The following is a 23,621-nucleotide window of genomic DNA, read 5'->3' as shown; positions in this document are numbered from 1 at the left end:
AGAAAGTAAGTAGCTATCATATATGTGTCCTTTTCTATTTAGGCTATCGTTAAGCCAATATTGTTTTACTATTGACGACAGTAGCGATATTCATGCCAAGTGTTATGATGTTGTTTTTATTGCATTATTTCTATTTTGAAATTGGTTTTTGCGTGTCCGCGGACAGAAAAAGTGTCCGCAACGGACACTTTTAAAATCAAAAAGCATTATGCCTTTTGGCCCACAACATATAGAATTAGGCCGCATATGCAGAAGGCTACTAAATAGAGAGCTAGATAAATCTAAACTGCACATAACACACTACGAGTTTAAAGTTTTGATAACAGTTATTAAAAATGCGAATGTATTTGCTCCTCAGCCATTGGGTTTAAGACACTTGATGATTGCTGGCTCAAAGATTTGCTTAATCAGTGAAGCAGATATTTCGCTGAATGTGCCACACTCGGTCATTGATGCACAAGGCGCCATGCTTACGCCTGGGTTTATAGATGGCCATACGCATATTACCGGCGGTGGCGGTGAGGCAGGCTTTTCAACGCGAGTACCACCGGTTCCTTTGAGTAAATTTACCGGTGCTGGCGTTACCACCGCGGTGGGATTATTAGGTACAGACGACCTCACTCGCAATACCGAGTCATTGGTAGCACAGGTATATGCTTTGCGCGAAGAAGGCTTTTCAGCATATTGTTATACTGGTGGTTATCACTTGCCACCAACCACACTAACGGGCTCAGTAAAATCAGACATTGTATTTGTAGAGCCTGTAATAGGAGTAGGAGAACTCGCCATAAGCGACCATCGCTCTAGTCAACCTACCTTAAACGAACTGTTAAAAATTGCCTCTGAAGCTCATGTAGCAAGACTAATGACTGGTAAAGCGGGTATGTTGCATTTGCATTTGGGTGATGGTGAACGCGGTTTAAGCCTTGTTCGCGAAGCGTTATCGGTATCAGAAATACCGCCTCGCACATTTAATCCTACCCATATTAACCGTCAGCGATTTTTGTTTGAAGAAGCTTGTGAACTGGCGAAGCTAGGTTGTTGGGTCGACGTAACTGCATTTGAAACAGGCGATGAAGGATTTGAACCTCCCGAGGCTTTACTAAGATATATGCGTCAAGACTTGCCACAAGACAAACTCACTATCAGCTCTGATGGCGGCGGTTGCTTGCCCAATTTCCATGCCGATGGCAGTTTAAAAAATATGGACTTTGCCGAATCAATTTCGATGACAAATGTCTTCTATGAATTGCTTGATGCAGGCGAAAAAGTAGAACAATTTTTACCTTTCTTCAGCACTAATGTGGCTGAACTAATGAACTTTCATAACAAAGGTCGAATTAAAGAAGGCGCTGACGCCGACTTAATCATATTTGATAACAATAATCGTATAGAGCACGTCATGGCCTTAGGGCACTTGCATGTGCAACACAAACAACAAATTATAAAAGGCACTTTCGAGTAATTATTATGCCCTCACCAACTATTAAAGGCACTACCAGAGGTTATGTAATACCTATTGGTGGTGGCGAAGAAAAATTTGAAAATCCCGAAATATTAGCTAAATTTGTGGCCTTGTCTGGCGGAACAGACGCGGTCATTACTGTTATTCCTACGGCTTCACAATTAGACGACACTGGACAGCGCTATCAAAAAATATTCGAAGAAATAGGCGTAAAAAAAACCTATTCTTTACCCATCACAGAACGCAGTGACGCACAAAATGCGGATTACGTAAAAACACTTGAAAAGAGCACCGGTATTTTTATCACTGGCGGCAATCAATTGCGTTTATCGACCATATTAGGTGGCACTCCAATTGCAAAAACAATTCGTCAACTGAATGCCCAAGGGGTAAATTATGCAGGGACATCGGCAGGTGCGGCTATTGTGTCTCAACATATGATTACTGGCGGCACCACGGGTATCGTGCCAACTGAAGACGGCGTTAATTTAGCGCCCGGTATGGGCCTCATCAATACTATTGTGGTTGACCAGCATTTTAACGAACGAAACCGATTGTCTCGGTTACTTTCTGCTGTTTCGTACAATCCGTTTTTAATTGGTGTTGGTTTGGATGAAGATACCGCTGCGTTTATCGATCATAACAATGAATTCACGGTAGTAGGAAGTGGCGCTATCACGGTGGTTGATCCTAGCGATATAGAATATTCATCTATGGCAGAAGCAAGGCGAGGTGATGCGCTCACATTACTTAATCTTAAAGTGCATATATTGGCGGCTGGCGGACGTTTTAATATTGGCGAACGCAAAGCATACGTAAATTAGATCTGAGCTTGCATGCTAAACGGTTTTTAATACGCTTTAAATTTGAGCAAAATATACTATTCAGCGCTAGCGTTCGCAGCGCTTTTTATGTACTTTAGTATATCTAAGGAAAAAATCGCCAGACAGCCCGAATACTGTGGTGATTAATCGTCTAAATTTCATCGTTTGACGGTGCAAAAAAAGTCAAAAATAGCACTTCGTCAACGCAATATAGAACAAAGGATACAGCAGGTATGAAAATTCTTAGCCGCAACGTATATGTTGGCCCAAATGTATATGCTAATTTTCCGGTAATTTGCTTTCAAATTGATATTGGAGAACTTGAACATTGGCCATCCGCAAAGCTTGGCACCGACTTTGTTGAAGGCCTAGTGAATGCTATACCTAGCCTTCAAACTCACGGATGTTCATACGGCAGCGAAGGCGGCTTTTTAAGACGCTTACGCGAAGACGAAGGGACTTGGATTGGTCATATTTGGGAACATGTAGCGCTAGAGCTGCAAAACCTCGCTGGGTCTGATGTTTCTTTTGGACGTACGCGAAGTCTAGATGACCCCGGTTGTTACTATGTAGTTTATCAATACCACCAAAAAGATGTAGGGCTTGAAGCCGGTGCCCTTGGTATGCGTCTTTTGGAGCATTTAATGCCCAAAAATGTACAAGAAGCTGTTGGTGCAAATATAGATGACGACTTTGATTTTGAACAAGAATTGACTGACTTCATTAAAATGGCACAACGTAAGGAATTTGGTCCAAGCACGGGTTCACTGGTTGCTGCTGCTGAAGATCGCGACATTCCATGGCTGAGACTTAATAATTATAGTCTTGTGCAGTTTGGCCACGGTAAATATCAAAAGCGAATACAAGCAACTATTACTAGCGAAACAAAACATATTGCTGTTGAAATTTCTTGTGACAAAGAGGACACCCATAATTTACTTAACGACCTAGGCTTACCCGTACCACAGCAAATGATGGTATATAGCGAGCGGCAAGCAATAAGAGGCGCTCGCAGAGTTGGTTTCCCTGTAGTATTAAAGCCTTTAAATGCGAACCATGGACGAGGTGTCAGTATTAATCTTAATAATGACGAAGAAGTTGCCACCGCATTTGCAGAAGCGCAAGCCCATGGCACTAGCCGTGCAGTGCTTATTGAAAGCTTTTTAACCGGCTATGACCATAGAATGCTGGTCGTAAACGACGAGTTAGTTGCTGTTGCTAAACGTGTTCCTGGGCATGTTGTTGGAGATGGCATGCACAGTATTGAACAACTAATTGACATTGTGAATCAAGACCCTCGTCGCGGCGTTGGCCACGAAAAAGTCTTAACCAAATTAGAATTAGACAATCAAGCTAATCGACTAATGGAAGAGGCAGGCTTTACTAAAGATACCGTGTTAGAAAAAGATCATGCGTTCTATTTGCGCTCAACCGCAAACTTATCAACCGGTGGCACGGCCATTGATGTTACTGATATCGTGCACCCTGACAACCGTGATATGGCGGTTCGTGCCATAAAAGCTATTGGCTTAGACATTGGCGGCGTCGATTTTTTAACAGACGACATCAGTAAATCATACAAAGAAATTGGCGGCGGCATATGCGAGTGCAATGCAGCGCCAGGATTTAGAATGCATGTTGCGCCAAGTGAAGGAACACCTCGAGATGTCTCGGGTAAAGTCATGGACATGCTTTTCCCTGCGGGTAGTGATGCGCGTATCCCGGTGGCAGGCATAACCGGCACTAACGGTAAGACAACTACTTCACGCATGCTCGCAAGCATAATGAAAAGTGCAGGATACACCACTGGCATGACGTCGACCGATGGGGTTTATATTGACGGTCATTTGACCGTCAAGGGTGACATGACCGGCCCTACTTCAGCGCAAATCGTATTACGTGACCCGAGCGTTGATTTTGCCATCATGGAAACCGCTCGCGGTGGTATCGTAAAACGTGGATTGGGATATACAAGAACCGACGTTAGCGCTGTGCTAAATATCGCGGCAGACCATTTAGGTCAACGTGGTATCAATACGCTTGAACAACTCGCACAAATTAAAAGGGTAGTGGCCGAAGTCGCCGAAGACTGCGTTGTGCTTAATGCCGACGACATCAACTGCTTGCAAATGGCTGAATTCTGTTCAGCTAAACAAATCTGTTATGTCACGATGGATTCAGGACATGGTTTAGTGCGCGAACATATTCGCTCTGGTGGCATGGCTGTGGTGCTCGAAAAAGGCATTAACGGTGACATGATTACTATTTATGATAAAGGCGCACATATCCCCTTACTTTGGACTCACTTAATACCATCGACCATTGAAGGTAAAGCCCTACATAACGTGCAAAATGCAATGTTTGCTACAGCTATGGCGTATAACTTTAACACCTCTTTGGAAGATATTAGACAAGGCCTACGTATATTCAACACGTCGTTCTATCAAGCTCCTGGGCGCTTAAATATATTTGATGAGCACCCGTTTAAAGTCATCTTAGACTACGCACATAATCCTGCTGCAATTCAAACTATCTCTGACCTGGCAACACGCTTAGAGGTTAAAGGCAAACGCCATATTGTTATGGCGATGCCGGGGGATAGAAGAGACGAAGATGTTATTGAAGCTTCTGAAATTGTTGCCAAGGCCTTTGATTACTTTGTTTGTAAGGCAGATGACGACCGCCGCGGACGGGGTCATGATGAAGTACCTGAGTTGATTAAAGATACCTTAATAAAGGCTGGAGTAAGCGAAGACCGGATTTTTGTAATTCCGAGTGAGGAAGAAGGTGTTCATGCTGGTTTAGAAAACTGTAAACAAGACGACTTGTTGGTTATTTTAGGCGACAACATTACCCGTTGCTGGAAACAAATTGTGCACTTTAACGAAGATATTGAAAAGCCAGAAGCCAGCGAAGAGCAAGAGCCCTCAGAGGATTTCCCGGAAAAACTGTTTGAGCCTGTAGAGCACAAATTTGAGTTACAAAGCGGGCAGCGTTTAGTACAAGACGAGCGTGGTGTTCATATTGTTGTTGAACGCGACGAAGAGTCTGATTAGTTAGAGGTACTATATGGAGTTAGTGCTAGATGAAGTAAGGCGCTTAACGGGTCCCAATTTGTTATCCGATTATCCTGGCGCCATTATTGACGTTGAATTTAGCGGAGTTGATCACAACACCGTATTAGCATGTTTTTCTGAACAACTTGAACATTGTTTAGATTCAGTTAATTGGGAATCTCGCTATTACCATCGTTTTTACGAAAATGGCTTAAGCATTTCTATTTCAGCAAACATGGATGTTTTGTATAGCGCATGTGACCTATTAGAGCTGGCTTGGGACTGCTGCAAAGAAGCACTTGTTCCCTCCAATACACTTAACTTTGATGAACGTTTAGATGCTTTAAAAAGGAGTATTGCTGAAGAACAAAACGAAAAACTTCTTGAGTTCATTGCGGCTGCAAAAACCGAAAATATAGTTTGTTTATCAGATGATGACGAAGTCAGTCTTGGCACGGGCCCTAAATCACATACGTGGGCAATTGATTCATTTCCTTATGCCAAAGATATCAACTGGCAAGATTATGCTAACATCCCAATAGCGCTTATTACCGGCACAAATGGCAAGTCAACCAGCGTGAGGTTAGCTGCCGAAATTGCTAAATCTGCCGGTTATCAAGCAGGGGTAACATCAACCGATTTTATTAAAGTTGGCGATTCCATTATTGATGAAGGTGATTATTCTGGGCCCGGTGGCGCACGCATGTTGTTACGCGATAAGCGCACTGAAATCGCATTTTTAGAAGTGGCAAGAGGCGGTTTATTGCGTCGAGGTATACCAGTAAACAAAGCAAACGCAGCATTAGTGACAAATGCTGCGGCTGATCATTTAGGCCAATATGGCATCAATACTGTCGATGACATCGCACAAGTGAAACTGATGTTAGGAAAGGCAATAAGCGATGATTGTCTGCTCGTATTGAATGCCGACGATGAACGCTTAGCTGCCTACTCCTCGGTTTATCGCGTTCCTATCTGTTGGTTCAGCACAAATCCCAACCATCCGCTTATTAAGAATAACCGTGAGCTTGCTCTGCCCTGTGTTTATATTGAAAATTCTGAACTAATTTATTCAGAACATAGTCAACATTCTATGGGCAACATAAAAGACTTCCCTATGACCGTTAACGGCACTGCCATGCATAATGCACAAAATGCTTTGGGTGTGGTGGGGCTTTGTAAAGCACTAAATATCGATAACCATGCCATTATTGATGGCTTAACGCGATTTGGTAGCCGCCCACAAGATAATCCCGGCAGAGGCAACATCTACAATATTAATGGCGTGACGGTTATCGTCGACTTTGCACATAATGCGCATAGCATGCAAGCTATTATGGATATGGCGAAAAACATGTCGGCTGGCGCAGTTCATGTAATGTTTAGCCATGGTGGTGATCGCTCTGATACGGAAATATTAGATGTCGCCGACACTGTGTTAGCCTTGCAACCCGCTACATATATATTGGCTGAGATAGAGATTTATCTGCGTGGTCGAGAAATGCATGAAATCAGTCAATTGGTAAAAACGCATTTAATAGAAAAAGGTCAAAATAGTAATAACATTGAGTGTGTTGACGACCCCCTTGCCGGTACAAAATACGCACTACAAAACGCGCAAAAAGGCGATCTGGTATTACTTTTTGTCCTTAGTGATAGAACAAAAGTAGAAGCGTACTTACATAGCTTATCTGCCTAATAAAACACCTTACAAGGAATCACAGTGCTAGCAAAAATAAAGCAATTTTTTATCAATATTCTAATGTCATTGATATTCATATTTGTGGCTTTTGCGATTCTTGAAGTCTTTTGGTTAGGGTGGTTTGCAATAGATTGGTATCAAGCAGATATGAAAGGCATGTTACGCAGCCAGTTTATTACTTGGCCTTGGGTTGTATTTTATGCAGTTTATGGGGCAGTTACGTTTGTATTGGCAATTGTGCCTAACAGAGAGCAACCCTGGTATTACGCAACTATCGACGGCGCCTTATTGGGACTTGCAAGTTATGGCGCGTATAATCTGACTAATTACAGCATTTTAGAGGGTTTTACCTTAAACATTATGTTAATCGATTGGGCCTGGGGTACATTTTTAACGGCCACAACAGCAACTGCAGGCTGGATTGGTTTTCAATTGTTACGAAAAGCTTAGTGCCTGTTAACTAGGAGAAAAAAATGAGTATCAACAAAACTAGTATTTATTTCACTGCCATACTGAGTGCTTTATTTTTGCTTTTTGCTTGCGACATTACATCAAACAAAGGCTCAGGTTTACTTAACAATAATACTCTTTTATTGAGTATTACCGAACAAGATGGTCGAGCATGTCTGCGAGAAGATGATATCCGTGGCTTTGGTATTCTAGACGATGACGTTATTAGTGTTGAAAGCAGAAGGCGAGGCGAATACTACTTACTTACTACCTTGTATCATTGCCCATCAATTCAATTCTCACCAAAACTAGCATTTTCAGCATCCTTTAATGAGCTTTGTGGAGGTGGTGGTCGTGCTAGTGTTATTTCTGGCGACGAAATTTGCCCTATTCGCAATATCTTTAAGTTTGAAAACCGACAACAAGCCTTCGACGCGTTTGCACAAGTTGAAGAAAAACGTGCCCAGTTAAAAGAAGAGATAGCAAAAGAAGAGATAGCAAAAGAAGAAGCTAAATAGGGCACAGTTGAGACAACGGTAAGGAAAATATGAAAAAAATTGTGTTCTTAGACGCAGATACTCTGGGCCATGATATTGAGATGCGTAAACCGAACTTTCAGCATATCTGGCAAAGTTATCCAAAAACTCAATATTCAGAACTTTTTGATAGAGCTAATGAAGCCGATATTATTATTACCAATAAAGTCAATTTGGATGCAAATACTTTGGCTCAACTGCCAAAGTTAACACATGTGGCAGTGGCAGCAACGGGCACTAATTGTGTCGATCTTATAGCCGCAAAAAATTTGAATATTGGCGTGAGTAACGTTCCAGGTTATGGAACCAATTCGGTTGTAGAGCATGTATATTCAATGATATTAGCACTACGAAAAGGGCTCATACCTTATAAGCAAGATATTAAAGACGGTAAATGGCAACAATCTGAACAGTTTTGTTTTTATAACCAATCACTTCAAGATATTAGAGCTACCACCATTGGGATTGTTGGAACGGGTAGCATAGCGTTAGCGGTGGCAAAAATCGCTGAAGCCTTCGGCATGCATGTAATGTTTCATAGTGTAAGTGGTCGGACAGACCTTCCAGGGTATGCTTTAGTTAATTTTGAGGAGCTGCTTCAACACTCGGATATTGTTAGTATTCATTGTCCATTAAGCCCAAAATCTGAGAATATGTTTGGTCCAGAAGCTTTTACACACATGAAGCCCAATGCGCTCCTGATTAATACTGCTCGTGGGTCGATAGTTAATCTGGACGCTTTGTATGAGGCACTGTTGGAGAGACAACTTGCGGGCGCTGGTATTGATGTTGCAACACAAGAGCCACCCGACAATGATGCCGCTATCCTTAAATTGAACCATCTACCAAACTGTATTGTTACCCCCCATACGGCTTGGGCCAGCGAACAAGCAAGGCAAGTCTTGGTTGAAGAGGTAATACAAAATATTGAAGCTGCTGCTAGCGACCAAGCTCGCAATATCGTCAACGCTTAAACATCAAACCGCTATCGCCGCTTAATTTCACGCCATTGTTGTTCACCCCACCGTCATTGATGCTCACCCATCGTCATTGATGCTCACCCCACCGTCATTGATGCTAACCCCACCGTCATTGCTGCGAAAGCAGCAATCTCTATCGCCGACCTTACGTTTTGGAGGTCTCCACTTTCGTGGAGATGACAAGTGAGGTCGTGGAGATGACAAGTGAGGTTGTGGAGATGACAAGTGAGGTCGTGGAGTTAACGGCACCTTCTGTAACGATAATGTAAATAACAAGTTAAAAAAGCGATTGAATCAATCGTTTTAATTGTTCTAAATGTTATAGCGTAATCTATTTTGCCCTCCTATACTTTCTAAATCGGTTCACATTTATGGACTTGATAAACGACAGAAGTATCATTTTTGCGAACAATCAGAGGATTAAAGCAATGATTCAAAATAAGAGCAAACACAACAAATTAATGATGGCAGGATTAGCCGGTCTGCTTAGTTTTTCAATATCGGCTGGTGCTTTGGAAGCAGCTAAAATAAGCAAGCCTAAGGGAGCAATGGGTAGCGGTCAAGTGAAAGCCGGCCAAGCGAAATCTAATCAATTTTGGTGGCCTGATCAATTAGATTTATCCCCATTACGCGACCATGACAAGCGCTCAAACCCCTACGGTTATAATTTTGATTATGCCGAAGCATTCTCAAAACTTGATTTAGATGCGGTTAAAAGCGATATCAACGCTTTATTGACCACGTCTCAAGACTGGTGGCCAGCAGATTTCGGCAATTATGGACCATTTTTTATTCGTATGACTTGGCACAGTGCCGGTACATATCGAACCCTTGATGGACGCGGCGGCGCGGGCGGAGGTCAACAACGTTTTGATCCATTAAATAGCTGGCCAGATAATGGTAATTTAGATAAAGCAAGACGACTACTTTGGCCTGTCATGCAAAAATATGGTCCCTCCCTTTCATGGTCAGATCTGATGGTTTTAGCCGGTAACGTGGCGCTTGAAAACATGGGTTTTCAGACCTACGGCTTTGCAGGAGGACGTGCTGATGATTGGGAACCCGATATGGTGTATTGGGGACCTGAAGTTGAAATGCTAGCTAGCGACAGGCGCGAAAAAGACGGCAAACTTCAACGTCCACTTGGTGCCACTCACATGGGCTTAATTTATGTCAATCCAGAAGGGCCAATGGGCAAACCGGACCCTGCCGCATCGGCTAAAAACATTAGAGTTGCATTTGGCCGTATGGCAATGAACGACGAAGAAACACTGGCCCTTATTGCTGGTGGACATACCTTCGGTAAAATGCACGGTGCGCATAAGCCAAGTGACTGCGTTGGGCCAGAGCCAGGTGCCGCTCCTATTGAAGAACAGGGCCTAGGCTGGAAAAACAAGTGTGGTAAAGGGCATTCAGAAGATACTGTCACAAGTGGTCTTGAAGGTGCATGGACACAAGCCCCTACACGATGGACCAGTCTTTATTTAAGTAATTTACTTAACTTTGAATGGCAGCAAACTCGCAGCCCAGCTGGCGCAATCCAATGGATCCCAACAGATGAGTCATTGCACAAAAGTGTACCCGATGCGCATGTTAAAGGTAAATTTAACCCACCCGTAATGACCACAGCTGATTTGGCCCTTAAATTTGACCCTGAGTATCGTAAAATTGCAGAACGCTTTTTAGCAGATCCAGAAGAATATCGCTTGGCCTTTGCTAAAGCATGGTACAAATTAACGCACCGTGACATGGGTCCGCAGTTTAACTATTTAGGCAACGACGTACCAGAATCAGTTCATATTTGGCAAGATCCAGTACCCGCAGTGGACCATAAATTAGTGAGCTCACGCGATATCAAAAGACTGAAAGGACAAATTTTAGATTCTGGCTTGTCGGTCTCTGAACTAGTTCGTGTTGCGTGGGGTTCTGCAGCTAGTTACCGACACTCCGATATGCGCGGCGGTGCAAATGGTGCTCGCATCGCCCTAGCGCCACAAAAAGACTGGGCGGCTAACAATCCAAGAGAAGTAGCTAAGGTCTTAAGTGTACTTACTAACATCCAGAAAAAAGCCAATGAGCGTTTTTCTTCAAGTAAGAAAATATCGTTAGCCGACATGATTGTACTTGCAGGCAGCGCTGCTGTTGAAAAAGCAGCTAAAGATGCTGGATTTGAGGTAGAAGTGCCGTTTACTCCTGGCAGAACAGATGCTTCACAAGCACAAACTGACATTAATTCTTTCAACTTGTTAACGCCAAAAGCAGATGCATTCAGAAACTACTTTGATGCCGATATAAGTTATGAAAGCCCGACAGAGTCTTTAATCGACAAAGCAGATCAACTAAACCTTACGGTTCCTGAAATGACAGTATTATTAGGTGGTTTGCGAGTGTTAGGCGCCAATCATAGTGATAGTGTTCATGGTGTGCTGACACAATCACCGGGCAAATTAAGTAACGATTTTTTTGTTAACTTACTCAACATGTCGACCGTTTGGCAAAAGTCAGACACCGATGGCGTATACAATGGCCTTGACCGTAGTACAGGTGAGCAAATTTGGTCGGCTACATCAGTTGATTTGATTTTTGGCTCTAACTCAGAGTTAAGAGCAGTTGCCGAAGCTTACGCTTTTGATAGCTCAAAAGAAAAATTCGTGAATGACTTTGTAGCGGGTTGGACAAAAGTGATGAATTTAGACAGAAGATAGTGACTGTCGTAATTATCAAATAATGGCCAGTATAATAAGTTAACAAAAAATAGCTTATAATAAATGACCAGAAAAAAAGGTGCTGCATATAGATCGCAGCACCTTTTTTATGTCCAACAACTATCCGAATATCCGCTCGGAATTATTTGTCGTCTTCATCTTTTTTTAAACGCTCAGCCATACCCAAATCAAACTCTGGCATAGGATCATCACGTTTAGCGTCTGCAGCCAAATAAGTATCCATCCAACGCATAAAGCGTAATGCATAGTCATATTGGGCGGCTGCGTTGCGATTTCCATGCCCTTCATCAGGATAAAAAACAAGTCTAACTGGTGTGTCAGTTCTCACTTTCATTGATCGAAACAGCTCCATAGATTGACCAGGGTGGACGCGTGTATCTTCTTCACCATGCATAATCAAGGTGGGAGTTGTGCTTTTCCCAGCATGGAAAATTGGTGAACGCTCCAATAAGTTCATCCAATTATCTTCCCATGGCCACTTAAGTGAATGCACTAGATGCATTTCGTTTGGAATATCACTAGTACCAAATTTAGATACTTGGTTAGATATACCTACAAAGGCAACAGACGCAGCAAAATACTCAGATTGTGCTGTTGCACCCCACATGGAAGCATAACCTCCGTATGAACCGCCCGTTATACCCACGCGATCTTTATTAACAATGCCCGCTTCGACTAAGGCATCAACACCATCAACTAAATCGTTAAATTCAGCGCCCGCATAGTCATTTTGATGCTCTTTGGCAAAGGCTACACCGCGACCAGTCGACCCTCTGTAATTTGGATAATAAACCGCATAACCGTCGGCAGCACCAAACTGACCAGCATTAGAATAACGTGTTAACCAACCATCACTATAGTGTGCTTCGGGGCCCCCATGTACAGTTAAGATCAACGGCCAACCACCGGCTGGAGCGTCACCCTTAGGGCTTATTAACAAACCTTCAATATTGCGACCATCTCTTGCTTCAAAGCTGAAAGTAGTTTGTTCAGCTAAGTCTAAATCATCTAACCATGCATTATGATCACTTAATTTTTCTGTTTTATTACGACGTTGCTTAAACACTTCACGAGGATGCATAGGACTGTCGGCAATAAATCTAATTTCATCGTCGCCAACATCTACACTTCGTACCACAATATCGTCAGGTGTTTTTAGGGTTCGCTTTTCTTCACCGTTTGTGTCGTAAACAACCAACATGCTTTCTACACCTCGATGCACCGTAGCCAATATGTCACCCTTGTACCAATCTACATCAACTACATGCTGCAAAGCATCGGGCGTAAGTTGTGTGAACGAATCGCCATTGGTTTTTGCAACCATTAATACACCGTCAGAAGTATCGTGTATGTCAGTACCCGCATTAAATGCAATATGCTTATCGTTTTCAGAAAATACAAAACCACCTAATTTACCTGGTATATCGACACGGCTATTTTCTTCGCCGCTGTCTGCGTTCAAAAAAACTAAGTCTCGTTGCATTAACGAATCGTCGACTAAATTTGTGGGTGCCACCGCGGTAACTAAAGTTTTGCCGTCGTTTGACAATTCAAAACTGCTAACGTGGCCTTGATCATATAACTTTTTAGCTTCAGGATCGGTACCCGCTAAATCGACCATCCATAACGACGCTAATCGATAGTCTTCTTCAAATGCATAAGCTTTGAAGCCTTTTTTACTCAAGTCTTCCGCTTTGTCTTTTTCTTTTGCGACAAAATACAAGGATTGTCCATCAGCAGACATGGCGTAATCACCCATTGCTGTTTCAAATTCAAAGACTTTGCTCGCTTCACCACCGCTTAAGGAAATAGAGTATAAAGCTGTGTTTTTATCGTCGTCTCTTTTGGTTTTAAAATATAGCGTTTTACCGTCATTACTGAACTGCAAAGCAGAAACACTGCCATGACCACCAATAAATTTTATTGGATCTGCATCGTCAATGATCATGTACAAATGGCTATCAGCCCTTCCATCTTTGTCTCCAGCCATGATATCGCGAGGAGTAGAAACAGTGTAAGCACTTACTTTTCCATTTGGAGATACGGTAATGTTGCCTGCACTTTGCATCTTAGGCAAATGTTCAATTTCAAAGGTATTCGCGTTGACCGAAATAGCTGAGCTTGCTAAAAAGCCCGCTAAAAGGCTTTGTTTAAAGGGTATTTTAAACATGTAAATTAACTCCATTTTCTTATATTTATTAAATCTTTCGTCGATATATATACGGTGTCTCATTTAAAAGCGATTACAACAAAGTAAGCTGTTTTTAGGGAACATAATGACCATGTGTTATTCGCGAGCTTGTTGATAAGCGGTATAATCAGGTACGCGGTATTCATTTTCTTGTTGCATCAGTGGCGAACTGATTAAATAGTCAGCGCTACTAGGATTACAAGCCACTGGAATATTCCAAACAGCCGCTATTCTTAGTAATGCTTTTACGTCTGGATCATGAGGCATTGAAGCCAAAGGGTCCCAAAAGAAAATCAACATGTCCAAGCTTCGCTCTGCTATTTTAGCCCCAATTTGCTGATCACCACCCATGGGTCCACTTAGCAAGGGACTCACGCTTAAACCGGTATCGTTAGTTATTTTGGAGGCTGTCGTCCCTGTTGCAAATAACTCCTGATTTTTAAGCTCTAAAAGATGTGTTGCACACCACTTACTTAAAACAGGCTTCATATTATCATGAGCAACCAGCGCAATTTTTTTCTTTTTAGGTGCTTTTATCTGTACAAATTTCATGGCGTCCTCTTTTAAGTCACAAACACTTTATCAGATTTCTTGCCATAAATGAGCAGAAAAAGAGACTAGATTATCGAGCGCTTTGACGTCTTTCTCTGTCATCTCCACACGCCCACTCTGTCATCTCCACACTCCCACTCTGTCATCTCCACACGCCCACTCTGTCATCTCCACACGCCCACTCTGTCATCTCCACACGCCCACTCTGTCATCTCCACGAAAGTGGAGAGCTCCACAACGTAACACTGAAGTCTGGAGATTGCTGCCTTCGCAGCAACGACGGGTAGGTCGCAGCAATGTCGAAATACTAGCAGCTAAACACACTCCGTTAGTTAGCCAAACAAAATACGGTTAACTTGATTTTCTAGCAACTCTTGTTGGCCACTTTTATGCTCGGGTGAAATAGCATTGCTAATTGCATGCTTTGTGAGGCTTTCTAAGCTGTGTTCGCCCTGCATAATAGCGCCACCAAAATCACTATTCCAACCAGCATAGCGTGCATCAACCTTAGCTTTTAAGAAGTCAGATTCTAATATTGCTGCGGCCTTTTTGAGTGCCAATGCCATATGATCCATACCCCCAATGTGTCCGTGGAATAAATCCGCAGGGTCACTACTTTGACGACGTAACTTACAGTCAAAGTTCAAGCCGCCCGAACCAAAGCCACCGGCTTTCAAAATTTCATACATGACTAAAGTGAGTTCAGCTACATCGTTTGGAAATTGATCGGTATCCCAGCCATTTTGTGCATCACCTCGGTTAGCATCGATACTACCAAAAATGCCCAGCGAAATAGCTGTCGCAATTTCATGATGAAAGGAATGGCCTGCTAAAGTTGCGTGATTTGCTTCTATGTTTACTTTGAATTCATTTTCTAAACCAAATTGCTTCAAAAAACCATATACCGTTGCTGAATCATAATCGTATTGGTGCTTAGTGGGCTCTTGTGGCTTAGGCTCAATAAGCAGATCTCCTGTAAAACCAATCTTTTGTTTATGCTCCGCTACCATGGTAAAGAAACGACCAAGCTGCTCACGTTCGTGTTTTAAATCAGTGTTAAGTAGGCTTTCGTAACCTTCTCGCCCACCCCATAATACGTAGTTTGCGCCGCCTAAACGTTTTGTCGCATTCATTGCATGGAAAACTTGCGTCGCCGCATAAGTAAACACTTCCGGGTTTGGGTTAGATGCAGCACCAGCGGCATAGCGAGGATGACTAAATACATTTGCCGTACCCCATAACAATTTCACACCGGTTTCTGTTTGTTTTTGTTCAAGCACGTCGACCATCGCGCTAAAGTTATTAATATAATCATTCAGGCTGTCACCCTCGGGCGCAACATCAATGTCATGAAAGCAATAATAAGGAATATTTAGTTTTGAATAAAATTCGAAAGCGGCATCTGCTTTTTGCTTGGCTCTTTCCATGGCATCGCCCGGTTGCAACCAAGGTCGACCAAAAGTTCCTTGACCAAACACATCAGCGCCGTCCCAACAGAAGTTATGCCAATAGCAGGCAGCAAAACGTAAGTGCTCTTGCATACTTTTGCCTAAAATTACTTGATTAGGATTATAGTGGTGAAAAGCTAAGGGCTTGTCTGAATCTACACCTTCATATTTGATGCTAGGCACCTGGCTAAAATAAGTCGACATAATGGTTTCCTTTATTAAAATTAGATTATTGCTTTAAATAAACAAACTGTTCAATTGCGAGTATAAACGCGTAAATGTGTCGCGCCTTTTGATAAATTTTGCGTGGTTTAGCAAATTGGGCGTATGTGTTTCAACAATAGGTGGTTGTGGACAAATATCTAACATATTACGCGTAGAGTCGGTGGCAACTTGCGCCAGACGAGCCGCCCCAAGAGCAGGACCAACTTCCCCACCACTTCTAAAAACTATTGTTTTGTTCAATACATCAGACAACATTTGTCGCCATATGGGGCTGCGCGCCCCACCACCAATTACCGTGATTTCTTTGGCACTCGCCCCCGAGGCATGCAAGGCATCAACGCCATCGGCAAAAGCAAAAGACACCCCTTCTAACACCGCATAAAACATAGCTATTTTGTTAGTTGCATGCGTTAAACCAAAAAAGTTTCCTTGCGCATGAGGATTATTGTGTGGCGTGCGTTCGCCACTCAAATAAGGCAGAAAATAAGGGCGGCTATCAAGGATTTCAGGGTTGTCATTCAATGCTTGCTCTAGTTGTTCAAACAAGTCAGCTACGCTCTGCTCAACAATCTTGTCTGCAAACCATTGTAGACAGCTCGCTGCACTTAACAGTACTGACATTAAATGCCATTTGTTTGGTAATGCATGGCAAAAACTATGCACAGCTTTTTCTGGCTTACTCTTGTAAGTGTCAGCCACTACAAAATAAACCCCCGATGTACCCAAAGATATCATTGCCTGGCCAGGCTCTGTTAGCCCAACACCAATGGCACCGGCAGCGTTGTCTCCCCCGCCGCCAACAATCGGTAAAGCTGACTGAAGCCCCCAACGTTCTGCTAATTTTAATGACACATGCCCTGTTATTTGACTACCTTCTACCAAGGAAGGCATATGCTCAATACGCAAACCCGTTGCTTCCAACAAGTCTTCACTCCAAGCGCGCTTGCCGGTGTCTAACCACATGGTACCTGCAGCGTCTGACATTTCTGAAACAAAATCGCCTGAAAGTAAAAATCGAAGGTAGTCTTTAGGCAATAAGACTTTAGCCACTTTAGCAAAGACATCAGGTTCGTTTTGTTTTACCCACAGTAATTTAGGCGCAGTAAAACCAGGCATCATCATGTTGCCAGTTATCAAACGACTTTGCGGAACATTAATTTCAAGCTCTTCACACTGTTGTGCGCTGCGACCGTCGTTCCATAAAATGGCCGGACGTAATACCTTATTTTGCTTATCTAGAAGAACTGCTCCATGCATTTGACCCGACAAACCAATGGCTTTTATAGTGTTTAACAAACCTTTTTTTGCCAAGGTCAACATGGCTTTGTCAAACGCACTCCACCAATCCGCCGGCGCTTGTTCTGACCACAAGGGAGCTGGTTGCGAAACATCTAAACTCTCTTGAGCTGTTGCCAAGATGCTTCCCTCAGCATTCATGACGATAACTTTTATTCCCGACGTGCCTAAATCGACTCCAAGATACATTTATTTCACACCGCTTTGTTTGTTGATAATAAATTCTGACCTGCATGCTCACCTGAAACAAGAAACACTGCAATTACGAAATTACATAAATAAATTTCGTAATTTTGTTATTGAATTGTTATCATCACCCAAAATTGAAGACAACAATTCTGAAGTCTGACTTTTAGTGTGAGCGACTATGTTTAAGCAACAACAATTCCGAGTGGGTCTATTGTTTAATGCAAACAAAGTCTATGACCGTCAAGTTATCGAAGGAATTGGGCATTTTTTACAATCGTCAAAAGTCAGTTGGGATATCTTTTTAGAAGAAGACTGCTTAACACGTATTACTGATCTCGCTTCTTGGGAGGTAGATGGTGTAATTGCTGATTACGATGACCCAAAAATTGTAGCGGCTCTTGAAGATTTTGATAAATGCAAAGTGGCTGTGGGCAGTTCATATCAAAATTCATCACACTACCCCGCTGTTGACTATATAGCGACCGATAATACCGCGGTTATTACCGCTGCTTTTGAACACTTAAAAAGTAAAGGCATTGCCAATTTCGGTTTTTATGGTTTACCGAAATCTGCACAATGGAAATGGGCCACAGAACGTCAATCTGCGTTTGAAAAATTATGTGCTCAAAATGGCTTTAAACACCAGTGCTATATTGGTCAACAAACAAAAGCCTCTACTTGGGCTGATGCCATGCAAAAATTGGCAGCTTGGATTGAAGAATTAGCGTTACCCGTGGGTATAATTGCCGCTACAGACGCTCGAGCAAGACACTTATTACAAGTTTGCGACAGCCTCAATTTAGTGGTGCCTGATCAAGTATGCATTGTGGGTGTTGATGACGATGACATCGCAAGAAATTTAAGCCGCGTAAGTTTAAGCTCTGTGAGCCAAGGCTGTTTTGAGATGGGTTTTCAAGCGGCTAAAGCACTCGATAAAGCCTTAAATCGGCCGCCGTCACAAATTCAAAAACAGTTTCAACGAAAACTCATTCCACCTTTAGGAGTTGTTCAGCGTCAATCAACCGACTTTAAAGCGTTACAAGATCCCTACGTTATTCAAGCTATGCACTTTATTCGACAAAATGCGACAAAACGCATAAAAACTGACCAAGTCCTCGACTTTGTCGGGATTTCAAGATCCAACCTCGAAGCTCGTTTTAGTGCCGAAATTGGGCATAGTATTCATCAACAAATCCATCAAGAAAAAGTCGATATTGCATGTAAGTTATTGCACGAAACACAAAAGTCTTTGAGTCAAATTGCCGAAGAGTCGGGTTACCCTTCTACCCAATATTTCTATTCAGTTATGAAAAAACACTTCAACTTAACGCCCAATCAATATCGTCACCAACAAAACCAATCATAGAATCGTTAGTTTAATCGTCTGACTGATTTTCATTTGTTACTTTTTTGTAAATTTCGTATGCTGTCAGCTGACTATCATTTGGAACGCCCTATATGCATAAATTTAAATCAATTCTCACTTACTGTATTGCACTAACTACTCTGATGGGAGCTTTTTTGGTAAATGCAAAACACCACGACAACCAACTAACAGAACAAGAAAAATCAATAGGGTGGGAGTTGTTATTCAATGGCAAAGATATGTCGCAATGGCGAAATTTCAAAAGCGATACCTTATCGCCAAAATGGCAGGTTATAGATGGCACCATGGTATTAACTCAAAAAGGCGGCGGTGACATCTTAAGCTTAAAACAATATCAACATTTTGAGCTTTCTCTCGAATGGAAAATTGCTGAAGTCGGCAATAGCGGTATTTTTATTCTTGCAGATGAAAATGGCGAGCACATATATTCACACGCCCCTGAAGTACAAATTTTAGATAACGAGCGACATCCCGACAATAAGGTTGATTCGCGCCTCTCTGGCTCAATGTACGACATGCTTGCGTCACCTGTCTCCTCGCACAAACCGGCTGGAAAATGGAATCAAATTAAAATTAAATTGAAAGATATGCATTTACAAGTATGGCAAAACGAGGTTAATACCTTAAGCATTGTGATTGGTAGTTCAGGTTGGAACAAACTTGTCGCCAATTCAAAGTTTGCGACTTGGCAGGGTTTTGCAAAAAACAAATCGGGGCATATTGGGTTACAAGATCATGGTGATGTTGTTGCATTTAAGAATATAAAAATTAGAGCGCTGTGACATGAGTTCTGAATCAATAAACAAACCACAGGATGAAAATTTTGAGCATGATGTGCTAGTAGTTGGTTCAGGTGCAGGTGGTGCCATGGCCGCTTATGTGTTGACTAAAGCTGGCCATAAAGTGCTTATGCTCGAAGCTGGCAGGGATTATGATCCAAAAACCGAGACCCCTATGTTTCAAACAAACGCGCAAGCGCCTTTGATGGGTGGTGGAAATTCTGATAAAGAATTTGGTTTTTATGATGCGACCGTTGACGGTGGTTGGCAAGTACCTAACGAACCATACACTAACGCAAGTGATAGTGATTTTATGTGGTGGCGAGCGCGTATGCTGGGTGGCCGGACAAATCACTGGGGACGTTACTCCTTGCGTTTTAGTGAACACGATTTTAAGGGCAAAACACGCGACGGTTTGGGTGCAGATTGGCCAATGGTTTACGAAGATATCGCTACTTGGTACGACAAAACAGAAGCTTTAGTTGGCGTGTGTGGCACAAATACAGGGCTTGATGACATGCCACCCTCTTCAGATGGTATTTTGCAAACACCCCCTGTGCCACGAGTAACAGAGTTATTGGTGGCGGCGGCGGCCAAAAAACATGGTATTGACGCAGTGCCAATGCATAGAGCAGTGCTGACCAAACCATTAGACGATCGCGCTGCTTGTTTTTATGCCACTCCATGTGGCCGAGGTTGTTCAATTGGTGCTGCTTTTCAGACGACCACTTCGCTTCTTCCTATGGCAAAAGCGACCGGTAATCTAAAAGTCATTACAAACGCCATGGTTAAGTCAATTGATGTTGACCAACAAGGGCATGTAAATGCGGTTAGCTATGTCGATAAAAACAATGTAGACAATGTTGTCAGCGTTGCTTCACCAGTGGTGATTTTAGCGGCAAGCGCCTGCGAATCAGCGCGTATTTTATTAAATTCTAAGAATAAACATCATCCTAATGGTCTAGCTAATAGCAGTGGTCAGGTAGGTCGTAATTTAATGGATTCGACGGGTGCATGGTTGGGTGCCAGCATTCCAGCTTTGCAAAATCGCCCCCGCTATAACGAAGATGGACACACCGCAAACCATTTGTTTATACCCTGGTGGGGACATAAGGCTCAAGAGACGGGCGAACTTGATTTTCCACGCGGTTATCATTTTGAAATTAGCAGCGGTTTTAGACAACCTAGTTCATGGATTGCAGACTATTACCATGGCTATGGAAAGACCCTCAAACAACAAGTAAAACGAGATTATGGTGCATACATTGGATTTGCCTTGAGGGGAGAAATGCTGCCCAATGACAACACCTATATGGATATCGATCCTAAAGTGAAAGATAAATGGGGCATTGGTGTTGCCCGCTTTCACTTTAGTTGGTCAACACATGAACTTAAGCAAATAGAGCATGGACTAAAAACAGCCAAAAACATACTTGAAAGTATGGGCGCAAGTGTTGGTGAACTGCCTTGCGCAGAACAAGCGATCTCAAAAGGCGGCTCCATTATACACGAGGTAGGGACTACTCGTATGGGCAGTTCGCCTAAAGATTCTGTCACGAATCAATGGGGACAAACATGGGATTGCCCAAATTTGTTTATAATGGACGCGGGCGTTTTTGCCTCCAACCCACATAAAAATTGTACCTTAACCATTATGACGCTAGCCATGCGAAATGCGGCTTGGTTGAGTGAGCGTTTAATAGACGGGCAACTAAACCGCGAATATGTTGGTTTTGGGCAAACCAATAGCAATTTGGGGGACATACAGCATGCATAAACCTAAACCAGAACAGCCTACTTATAAATCTACAATGAATCGAAGAGAGTCACTCAAGTGGTTAGGAGCACTTATTGCGGCAAGTTCAACGCAAGCGGCTAGCGCCATGACACCGGCAAGTAGGTTGTTGGGAAATGAAACGCTAAAACAAACATCGACCAAAAATAGATGGCCAAATATACAACCAAGTGCAATAACTACCAAAGGATATGGCAAAGATCCAAATTTGATTGTTCCACCTAAATCGCCTTGGCCGCGAACGTTAAGCGCCGACGAATTAACACTCTGCGCTGTACTTTCAGACATTGTCGTCCCAAGAGAAGGCAATGTTCCATCAGCTTCTGAAGTGAATGTCCCAGACGTGATAGACGAATGGATAAGCGCTCCATATTCAACACAACAGCAAGACCGCACCAAAATTCTTAATTTGTTATTGTGGTTGGATATTGAGTCGGACCACCAATTTAAAACCTCGTTTGTTCAATTAAGCGATTCAAATCAAAAACGAATAATAGAAAATATCGCCTATCCCGTTGATGATGTAAAAAGCGAATATGCGCAAGCCACTGAGGCATTTTCGCGTTTTAAAGGCATTGTTCTTGCCGCTTTCTTCAGCTCAAAAGAGGGTATGAAAGACATTGGATACATGGGAAATGTACCAATATCTGGTGATTATCCTGGGCCGAGTAAAGCTGCAAAAGCGCATATTGATAAAGTCATAGAAGAGTTAGGTTTAGGTAAATATGCATACAAAACTTGAATACACTTTGTATGCACAATAAAAAACTACTCAGTCTAATATGCTTTTGTTTTCTATATCTGCTATCCATTGTTGTTTGGCTGCATCAGGCAAGAAACTAGCACGAAATCCATTAACAATAAGTTGCTTTACTTGCCGCTCACTAATGTCTAAATTTTCGATAATAGCAGCATAATTTTCATTTAAATAACCACCAAAGTAAGAAGGGTCGTCAGCGTTAACGGTTACCAATAAGCCTTGAGACAATAAGCTAAGAATATTGTGTTCTTGCATGCTACCGACAACACAAAGCTTTACATTGCTCAATGGGCATACGGTTAACGGAATTTCATGCTTTCTTAGGTATTCAATCAGTGCTAAATCTTCACTGCTACGCACGCCATGGTCAATTCGATGAACATCTAATAACTCAATTGCTCCCCAAATATAAGAAGGTGGTCCTTCTTCTCCAGCGTGTGCTACACGTTTAAACCCCAATGATTTGGCTTCAGCGAAAACTTTTTCAAATTTCTCTGGCGGATTGCCTAATTCGGAACTATCAAGCCCAACCGCCTTTATCATTTCATAATAAGGTTTAGCTTGGTATAAGGCGTCAAACGCACTCTGTTCACTTAGATGACGTAAAAAAGACAATATGAGGTATACCGACATGCCAAATTCTTGTTTTGCCTGTGCTATTGCCTTCTTAAAACCCTCCATAAATATAGAAAAATCAATGCCACGAGCAGTATGAGTTTGTGGGTCGAACATAATTTCTGTATGTACTACTTTTTGTTCATGGCATTTACACAAATATGACCACATTAAGGTGTAAAAGTCGTCTTCATCCCTAAGCACATCTGCGCCTTGGTAATATAAATCCAAAAAACTCTGCAAGTCTTCAAATTGATAAGCGTGCTCTATTGCTTCAACACTTTCAAAGGGCAAAGTAATGTTATGTTTTTGCGCCAGTCGCCACATTAAAGCAGGCTCTAAGCTACCCTCAATATGAATATGTAGTTCTGCTTTAGGTAGTTTATTGGCAAATTCTACCAATCTATTTTTACTCATTACTTTATATCCTAAGCACTATTTTTATTGCCCAAATTCACAATGTATACATCATACATAGTCGCACCTTCACTATAACGGAACAATAGTAATATTATATTTTTATCATCAAATTATAGACTTTACGATATAGCAATTGGCGCATTAGCTAGTTCGAGCCCAAACAAAATAATAAAACATGCTAAGTATATTGATTCGTCTAAAGATTATTCAATTAGGCTCAATAAT

17 protein-coding genes are annotated in these 23,621 nt (G+C 42.3%); 12 read left to right on the top strand and 5 right to left on the bottom strand.

The genetic code is table 11. The features are described 5' to 3' along the window. Positions 1-316 precede the first annotated feature (316 nt). The 8 genes from iadA to katG all read left to right on the top strand — a co-directional run bounded on the left by iadA (position 317) and on the right by katG (position 11,718). Positions 317-1,465 carry a beta-aspartyl-peptidase gene (iadA, locus tag RM552_RS16740; protein WP_311370028.1) on the top strand — a complete coding sequence of 383 codons (1,149 nt, stop codon included), beginning with the start codon at positions 317-319 and terminating at the stop codon, positions 1,463-1,465. A 5-nt stretch (positions 1,466-1,470) separates the two neighbouring features. After that, the gene (locus RM552_RS16735) at positions 1,471-2,289 is read left to right on the top strand and encodes a cyanophycinase (protein WP_311370027.1); all 819 of its coding nucleotides are present in this window, start codon (positions 1,471-1,473) and stop codon (positions 2,287-2,289) included. A 233-nt stretch (positions 2,290-2,522) separates the two neighbouring features. Beyond that, the gene (gene cphA, locus RM552_RS16730) at positions 2,523-5,345 is read left to right on the top strand and encodes a cyanophycin synthetase (protein WP_311370026.1); all 2,823 of its coding nucleotides are present in this window, start codon (positions 2,523-2,525) and stop codon (positions 5,343-5,345) included. A gap of 13 nt (positions 5,346-5,358) precedes the next feature. Continuing rightward, a complete protein-coding gene (locus RM552_RS16725) occupies positions 5,359-7,044 on the top strand; it encodes a Mur ligase family protein (RefSeq protein ID WP_311370025.1) in 1,686 nt (561 codons plus the stop codon). Positions 7,045-7,068: 24 nt separating this feature from the next. Further along, positions 7,069-7,497 carry a DUF2177 family protein gene (locus RM552_RS16720; RefSeq protein ID WP_311370024.1) on the top strand — a complete coding sequence of 143 codons (429 nt, stop codon included), beginning with the start codon at positions 7,069-7,071 and terminating at the stop codon, positions 7,495-7,497. 23 nt (positions 7,498-7,520) lie between these two features. Then, positions 7,521-8,015 (top strand): DUF6491 family protein, encoded by a 495-nt coding sequence (locus RM552_RS16715; protein ID WP_311370023.1) that lies wholly within the window; start codon positions 7,521-7,523, stop codon positions 8,013-8,015. A 29-nt stretch (positions 8,016-8,044) separates the two neighbouring features. Beyond that, on the top strand, positions 8,045-9,007 hold the full coding sequence (locus RM552_RS16710) for a D-2-hydroxyacid dehydrogenase (RefSeq protein WP_311370022.1): 963 nt from the start codon (positions 8,045-8,047) through the stop codon (positions 9,005-9,007). A gap of 470 nt (positions 9,008-9,477) precedes the next feature. After that, positions 9,478-11,718 carry a catalase/peroxidase HPI gene (gene katG / locus RM552_RS16705; protein ID WP_311370038.1) on the top strand — a complete coding sequence of 747 codons (2,241 nt, stop codon included), beginning with the start codon at positions 9,478-9,480 and terminating at the stop codon, positions 11,716-11,718. Positions 11,719-11,860: 142 nt separating this feature from the next. On the opposite strand, the gene RM552_RS16700 is transcribed toward katG, so the two are convergent. From RM552_RS16700 to xylB, 4 genes are all read right to left on the bottom strand, one after another. Then, positions 11,861-13,909 (bottom strand): S9 family peptidase, encoded by a 2,049-nt coding sequence (locus RM552_RS16700; protein ID WP_311370021.1) that lies wholly within the window; start codon positions 13,907-13,909, stop codon positions 11,861-11,863. Between the two features lie 117 nt (positions 13,910-14,026). Then, positions 14,027-14,482: a methylglyoxal synthase gene (locus RM552_RS16695; RefSeq protein ID WP_311370020.1), complete on the bottom strand. Its 456-nt coding sequence runs from the start codon at positions 14,480-14,482 to the stop codon at positions 14,027-14,029. A gap of 332 nt (positions 14,483-14,814) precedes the next feature. Further along, complete coding sequence (gene xylA, locus RM552_RS16690) at positions 14,815-16,134, bottom strand: xylose isomerase (RefSeq protein ID WP_311370019.1); 1,320 nt, start codon at positions 16,132-16,134, stop codon at positions 14,815-14,817. 33 nt (positions 16,135-16,167) lie between these two features. Then, positions 16,168-17,640 (bottom strand): xylulokinase, encoded by a 1,473-nt coding sequence (gene xylB, locus RM552_RS16685; protein WP_311370018.1) that lies wholly within the window; start codon positions 17,638-17,640, stop codon positions 16,168-16,170. 178 nt (positions 17,641-17,818) lie between these two features. Here xylB and RM552_RS16680 point away from each other — a divergent pair, with 178 nt between their 5' ends. The 4 genes from RM552_RS16680 to RM552_RS16665 all read left to right on the top strand — a co-directional run bounded on the left by RM552_RS16680 (position 17,819) and on the right by RM552_RS16665 (position 22,343). Then, positions 17,819-19,006, top strand: coding sequence for an AraC family transcriptional regulator (locus tag RM552_RS16680; protein WP_311370017.1), 1,188 nt, complete (start codon positions 17,819-17,821; stop codon positions 19,004-19,006). Between the two features lie 92 nt (positions 19,007-19,098). Further along, positions 19,099-19,809, top strand: coding sequence for a 3-keto-disaccharide hydrolase (locus tag RM552_RS16675; RefSeq protein ID WP_311370016.1), 711 nt, complete (start codon positions 19,099-19,101; stop codon positions 19,807-19,809). A 1-nt stretch (position 19,810) separates the two neighbouring features. Next, positions 19,811-21,583 carry a GMC family oxidoreductase gene (locus RM552_RS16670; protein ID WP_311370015.1) on the top strand — a complete coding sequence of 591 codons (1,773 nt, stop codon included), beginning with the start codon at positions 19,811-19,813 and terminating at the stop codon, positions 21,581-21,583. Continuing rightward, a complete protein-coding gene (locus RM552_RS16665; protein WP_311370014.1) occupies positions 21,576-22,343 on the top strand; it encodes a gluconate 2-dehydrogenase subunit 3 family protein in 768 nt (255 codons plus the stop codon). Before RM552_RS16670 ends, RM552_RS16665 begins: the two co-directional genes overlap by 8 nt. A 30-nt stretch (positions 22,344-22,373) precedes the next feature. Here RM552_RS16665 and RM552_RS16660 read toward each other — a convergent pair whose 3' ends face one another. Beyond that, positions 22,374-23,393 (bottom strand): adenosine deaminase, encoded by a 1,020-nt coding sequence (locus RM552_RS16660; RefSeq protein ID WP_311370013.1) that lies wholly within the window; start codon positions 23,391-23,393, stop codon positions 22,374-22,376. Between the last annotated feature and the right edge of the window lie 228 nt (positions 23,394-23,621).

Source organism: Glaciecola petra (assembly GCF_031846345.1).
GTDB classification, from domain to species: domain Bacteria; phylum Pseudomonadota; class Gammaproteobacteria; order Enterobacterales; family Alteromonadaceae; genus Glaciecola; species Glaciecola petra.
Note: the sequence above shows the minus strand (reverse complement) of the source record. Positions and strands in the feature narration are given on the sequence as shown.